A 6,144-nucleotide genomic window follows, 5' to 3' on the forward strand; every position below is an offset into this window, starting at 1 on the left:
ATCATTGTTTCCTGAAAACGAAAAAAGCAGTTAAGCACTTTCTGCTTAACTGCTTGATTTTCAAAGTGGACCAGCTAGGGCTTGAACCTAGGACCTCCAGATTATGAGTCTGTTGCTCTAACCAACTGAGCTACAAGTCCATTGAATTTTTATCAAATTCGAGTGCAAAGATACTAGATTTTGGGCAAATAACCAAATAAAATCTTAAAAATTTTCCTTGAATCAGAAAAATAGCGTATCTTTGCACCAAAATTATGTGCGCACACGTGCGTATGTACTTATTAATCGTACAAAAGAAAAGTATTTCTATTCAGAAATGGACATAGACAAAAACAAAAGAATCGGTCTTACCGACGAACAAGTAAAACAGAGTAGGGAACAGCATGGCAAAAACGTGCTAACCCCTCCTCAACGTACCTCATTATGGAAACTGTATTTGGATAAGTATCGCGATCCGATTATCCAGATACTTCTTGTGGCGGCTTTCGTATCCCTTATCCTCGCTTTTATCGAAAAGAATTTCATGGAGACCATCGGTATCTTCGTGGCAGTTTTCCTTGCTACTACCGTGGGCTTCTACTTTGAGCGCGATGCGGCTAAGAAGTTTAATCTGCTCACGGCACTCAGCGAAGAGCAGCCGGTAAAGGTGCGCCGCAATGGTAAGGTGATGGAAATTCCGCGCCACGATGTGGTGGTGGGAGATGTGGTACTCGTGGAAGTGGGCGACGAGGTGCCTGCCGATGGCGAACTCATCGTCTGCAACGACCTGCAGATTAATGAATCTGCCCTTACGGGCGAACCCGTTACCGAGAAATCTCTGGAGGGCGGTGGCGATGGAGCCTATCCACGCAACGTCATCCTCCGTTCTACCATGGTGATGAATGGTAGGGGCGAGTTCGTGGTTACTGCCGTGGGCGATGCTACCGAGATTGGTAAGGTGGCGAAGAAATCTACCGAGCAGACTTCGGTGGAGACACCGCTACACATGCAGCTCGATAAGTTGGCAAAGATGATTTCCAAGGTAGGCTCCGTAGTATCTGTGGCAGCCTTCTTCATCTTCCTGATTCATGATATCCTCACCAACCCGGCATGGGGTGGCAAGGATTATTTCTATATGGCAGAAATCGTGCTGAAATACTTCATGATGGCTGTTACCCTGATTGTGATGGCGGTGCCTGAGGGATTGCCGATGGCGATTACCCTTTCTCTGGCGCTCAACATGCGAAGAATGCTGAAGTCGAACAATCTGGTGCGCAAGCTTCATGCCTGCGAAACCATGGGTGCCGTTACCGTGATCTGTACCGATAAAACCGGTACGCTTACCCAGAACAAGATGCAGGTGAGCGCCCTGGAACTCAAGCAGGGCGATGAGGCGCTGCTCGATACTGCCATCGCCCTCAACTCTACAGCCGAGTTGAATGACGGCAAACCTATCGGAAACCCTACCGAGTCGGCTCTCCTGCTCTGGCTCGATGCCCAGGGCAAGGATTATGAAGAACTCCGCAAGCAGGTGAATGTGCTCAAGCAGTTGCCTTTCTCTACCGAGAGAAAGATGATGGCAACCTTGGCAGAAGTTGATGGCGAGACCTATCTCTTCGTGAAGGGTGCGCCTGAAATCGTGATGAAGAAATGCATCATTGAAGATAGAATGCTGAGACAGTCAGCCGAAGAACTCGATGAGTGGCAGCATAAGGCTATGAGAACCCTGGCATTCGCCTATAAGAAGATAGAAACTTCTATCATGAGAACTTCCAGAACCTCTACTGCCGAAGTGGTAGCACTTCTCGATGCCAACGATCTTCAGTTGCAGGCCATTGCAGCCATTGTCGATCCTATCCGTCCTGATGTTCCTGCTGCCGTGCAGGAGTGCCGCCATGCGGGTATCGAGGTGAAGGTGGTTACGGGTGATACGGCTGCCACCGCCTTGGAGATAGGCAAGCAGATAGGTGTCTTCGAAGATGAACCTGAGAATATCGGAGCTGATGGCTCTCTGACCTCGCTCGACCAGCAGATGATTACGGGTGAACAGTGGGAGGCTCTTTCTGATGAAGAGGCTTACGAACGGGCGAAGGATATCCGTGTGATGAGCCGTGCCCGTCCTACCGATAAGCAGCGACTGGTGGCCATGCTCCAGAAGCGTGGCGAGGTGGTTGCTGTAACAGGCGACGGTACCAACGATGCTCCGGCGCTTCACTATGCCCACGTGGGCTTGTCGCTGGGTTCGGGAACTTCCGTGGCTAAGGAGGCTTCGGATATGACCCTGCTCGATGATTCCTTCAAGTCTATCGCCAACGCCGTGATGTGGGGACGCTCGCTCTATCGCAACCTGCAGCGTTTCCTCTTCTTCCAGTTGGTAGTCAATGTGGCAGCTCTCCTGCTGGTGCTTGGCGGCTCAGTTATCGGAACTGAAATGCCGTTGACGGTAACCCAGATTCTTTGGGTGAACCTTATCATGGATACCTTCGCAGCCCTGGCACTTGCCTCATTGCCTCCATCTCACGAGGTGATGAAGGATAAGCCACGCAAGGCATCCGATTTCATCATCAACAAGAGCATCGGTTTCGGTATCCTGTTCTGCGGCATCGTCTTCTTCCTCGTGATGTTTGCCCTGCTGGTTTACTGTGAGCGCAGAGGCAAGGGTGGAGTAGATGTGCATGAACTGACCATGTTCTTCACCACCTTCGTGATGATCCAGTTCTGGAACCTCTTCAATGCCAAGGCGCTGATGAGTCATCACACCGCCTTCCGCCATTTCCTGAAGGATAAGGGAATGATTCTGGTGCTTGTACTGGTATTGGTGGGTCAGTGGATTATCGTAACCTTTGGTGGCGAAATGTTCCGCACCACACCATTGTCGCTCCACGAGTGGCTGCTCATCATCGGCTCAACCTCCGTTGTACTTTGGGTGGGCGAGCTATGGAGAGCTTTTAAGAGAATGATGGCAAAGAGAAGATAACCCACAGGGGATTCTTCTGATATGAACGATAAAGATAGAATGAATACAATACATTATAACGATACCGTGCAGTTGCCGCTATGTGTGGCAACCATCGGATTCTTCGATGGGGTGCATCGGGGACATCAGTTCCTGATTCATCATCTCGTAGAGACAGCACGAAAGGATGGCTTGCAATCTACCGTCATCACCTTCGATGCGCATCCCCGCAAGGTATTGCAGGCGGATTATCAGCCTGAGATGCTGAGCACGCTCGATTCCAAGCTGCTGCTGCTTTCGAAGACGGAAGTGGATAATGCCGTGGTGCTGCATTTCGACAAGGCGATGGCTGCGATGTCGGCAAGAGAGTTTATGCAGCAGGTGCTCCACGACCATCTCAACGTAAGGAAACTCTTCATCGGCTACGACCATCGATTCGGGCACAACCGTGAGGAGACTTTCGAAGATTACGTGCGCTACGGCAGGGAGATTGGCATTGAGGTAATCAGGAACGAGGCCTTCCAGATAGATGGCATCAACATCTCTTCTTCCGTAATCCGCTCATTCCTGAAAGAGGGAGAAGTGGAGATGGCAGCCCGGTGCCTCGGTTTCCCTTACACCCTCATCGGAAAGGTGGTGAATGGATTCCATGAAGGCAGAAAACTCGGCTTCCCTACAGCCAATCTCGATATCTCGCATTTCGGACAGTTGATTCCTGCTCCTGGTGTCTATGCCGTAAAGGTAAGACTGGAGAATACGGTGGTATGGAAACGGGGAATGATGAATGTGGGCAATCGCCCAACCTTCAATGGTAAGCAGATAACCCTGGAGGCTCATGTCTTCAATTTCGATGGCGACATCTACGACCAGCTCCTGCTTGTAGGCTTTATGAAGCGGATACGGGGCGAGCAGAAGTTTGATTCGCCTGAGGAACTGGCAGAGCAGTTGAAGGAGGATGAAAAGACGGTTATGGAATTTTTTAATAAGGAGATAGAAAATGGCAAAGATTAATTTAAAGAGAGGTTTGACGGATGTAGTCCTCTACCTTATTATATTTATAGTAGTACAGATCATCATGATGTATGCCGGCACAGGAATCTGGGCAGGCATCAAGGGCGAAGGTTATCAGGCAACGCTTCAGGCTGCAAGTACGGGCGGTAACGCCATTCTTACGGCGCTTGTTTCGGTGTTCAGCAGTGTCATCACCCTCATCATCTTCCTGAAGACGAAGTGGACTCCGCTTACCCGCGGTTATCTGCTTTCCAAGCCTTGGGGCACGCTTCTCTGGGTGGCATTGTTCTCCCTGGGAACCATCATTCCCCTGTCGTTCCTCTATGAACAGCTGGGCATCGAGATGGATGAGAATACTCAGCAGATATTCACCTCGCTGATGAAGGAGCCTTGGGGCTATGTAGCGGTCGGCATCCTGGCGCCTCTTGCCGAAGAGGTTGTATTCCGTGGAGCCATCCTCCGCACCCTGCTGGGCATCATGAGCAAGAAGAACCATTGGGTAGCCATCATGATTTCGGCAGCCATCTTCGGAGCGGTTCATTGCAACCAGGCGCAGTTTATCAATGCCCTTCTGATGGGTTTGCTCCTGGGTTGGATGTATTATCGCACCGGGAGTCTTGTTCCGGGCATCCTGCTCCACTGGGTGAACAACACGATGGCGTATGTACTTTCCAATATCATGCCGCAGAGCGATGGCAAGCTCATCGACCTCTTCCATGGCGATGAGAAGACCATGTATTATGCCGTAGGCTTCTCTCTCTGCATCATGATTCCAAGTTTTATACAGCTGATTATCAGATTAAAGAAAGCAAAGGCTTAAGAGATAATAAACGAGTAAAAAGGTTACCTGAATGGGTAGCCTTTTTTCAGATATGTAATCAGATAGATTAGTAGATTTTATGAAGATAATAGAAAGCAGCATTATAGGAAAGAAGAGCCAGGAGGCTTGTGAGGATGGAATGGTAGTTACCGATGATTTCATCGCTGTGATTGATGGCAGTACGAGCAAGACGCCGAAGCATCTCAATCCTGATATGAAGAACGGAAGATATGCCATGATGCTTATCTCGGAGTATATTCGTGAGGAGTTGAAAGCGGATGCCTCGGCGGATGATTTCTGCCAGGGCGTAACGGCGTATATATATAATAAAGTGTATGAAAAGCTAGGGGTGGAAGAACGTTTGAAGGAGCATCCCGAAGAGCGACTTACTGCCTCGGCTATCCTTTATAGCCGGACAAGAAATGAAGTCTGGATGCTGGGCGATTGCCAGGCCATCATCGATGGAAAGCTCTATGAGAACGGCAAGCCTTATGAGCAGGAGATTGCCAGAAAGAGGGTAGAACTGATAGAGCAGGGACTTTCGCCTGCTGTGGCTAGAAAGCAGATAGAGCCATTGCTTATCAAGGCGATGCTTTCGGGGCAGAACCGGACCTATACGGTTATCGATGGATTTCCTATCTATCGGGAGGGAGTGAAGGTTGTCTCTGTTTCAGATTCTTGTTCTGTTCAAGATTCTGTTCAAGATTCTGTCCCAGCATCAGATTCTGTCCCTTGCTCTGACTCCGTTTCTGCATCAGGTACAATTTTTGTCTCTTCCTCCGAGATAGTCTTGGCGAGCGATGGCTATCCGTTCCTGGAGACAACCTTGGCAGCGAGCGAGGTGGCATTGGCAGAGCAGATTGCCAACGACCCTCAGAACATCCATTCCTTTATCGCCACCAAGGGCATCGTAGAGGGCAATAAGAGCTTCGATGATAGAACTTATATTCGATTTTCGGTTGAAAAATAAAACACGGGCAAATTGAATTTGTCCGGCTCTTTTGTCAGGATGCTTGTAACTATCCAATAATCAGTTGTTTATAAGTCATCGGACAATTAGTCCGGACAAATTGAATTTGTCCGTGTTATTTTTTTAACATGAAATCATTAAAAAAACAAGGATTTTGATTCGGTAAGCGATGAGTTGCCAAGAAGAAAACGATGACTTCTGTACCGAGAAACGGTGAGTTTTGGGGAAGAAAACTATGAGTTAGATTCGTTAACAAAGAGGGCAAGGAGTTAACAGGTTAACAGTTAACAGCTGTTTTTTGCATCCTCCCCCTCTTTCCCATACCTTATATTATATATAAATCAATACTGCGTTAAATTAACATTTAATCGTCTGTAAATCAATAACTTATATTAAGAAATGCTAATG

Annotated in this window: 4 protein-coding genes and 1 tRNA gene; 4 read left to right on the forward strand and 1 reads right to left on the reverse strand. The window is 48.5% G+C overall.

Annotated elements, in window-relative coordinates; genetic code table 11:
- Positions 1 to 66: 66 nt before the first annotated feature.
- Positions 67 to 140: transfer RNA gene (locus ACQRBJ_RS07720), tRNA-Ile, on the reverse strand.
- Positions 141 to 316: 176 nt separating this feature from the next.
- Here ACQRBJ_RS07720 and ACQRBJ_RS07725 point away from each other — a divergent pair.
- From ACQRBJ_RS07725 to ACQRBJ_RS07740, 4 genes are all read left to right on the forward strand, one after another.
- Positions 317 to 2,956: a calcium-translocating P-type ATPase, PMCA-type gene (locus tag ACQRBJ_RS07725; protein ID WP_445303271.1), complete on the forward strand. Its 2,640-nt coding sequence runs from the start codon at positions 317 to 319 to the stop codon at positions 2,954 to 2,956.
- Between the two features lie 39 nt (positions 2,957 to 2,995).
- Complete coding sequence (locus tag ACQRBJ_RS07730; protein WP_445303272.1) at positions 2,996 to 3,946, forward strand: bifunctional riboflavin kinase/FAD synthetase; 951 nt, start codon at positions 2,996 to 2,998, stop codon at positions 3,944 to 3,946.
- Positions 3,933 to 4,766: a CPBP family intramembrane glutamic endopeptidase gene (locus ACQRBJ_RS07735; RefSeq protein WP_445303273.1), complete on the forward strand. Its 834-nt coding sequence runs from the start codon at positions 3,933 to 3,935 to the stop codon at positions 4,764 to 4,766. The genes ACQRBJ_RS07730 and ACQRBJ_RS07735 overlap by 14 nt, the downstream gene beginning before the upstream one ends.
- Positions 4,767 to 4,845: 79 nt before the next feature.
- Positions 4,846 to 5,736: a hypothetical protein gene (locus ACQRBJ_RS07740; protein ID WP_445303274.1), complete on the forward strand. Its 891-nt coding sequence runs from the start codon at positions 4,846 to 4,848 to the stop codon at positions 5,734 to 5,736.
- Positions 5,737 to 6,144: the final 408 nt, after the last annotated feature.

It is taken from the genome of Prevotella sp. SGI.167 (assembly GCF_050313615.1).
Lineage (GTDB): Bacteria > Bacteroidota > Bacteroidia > Bacteroidales > Bacteroidaceae > Prevotella.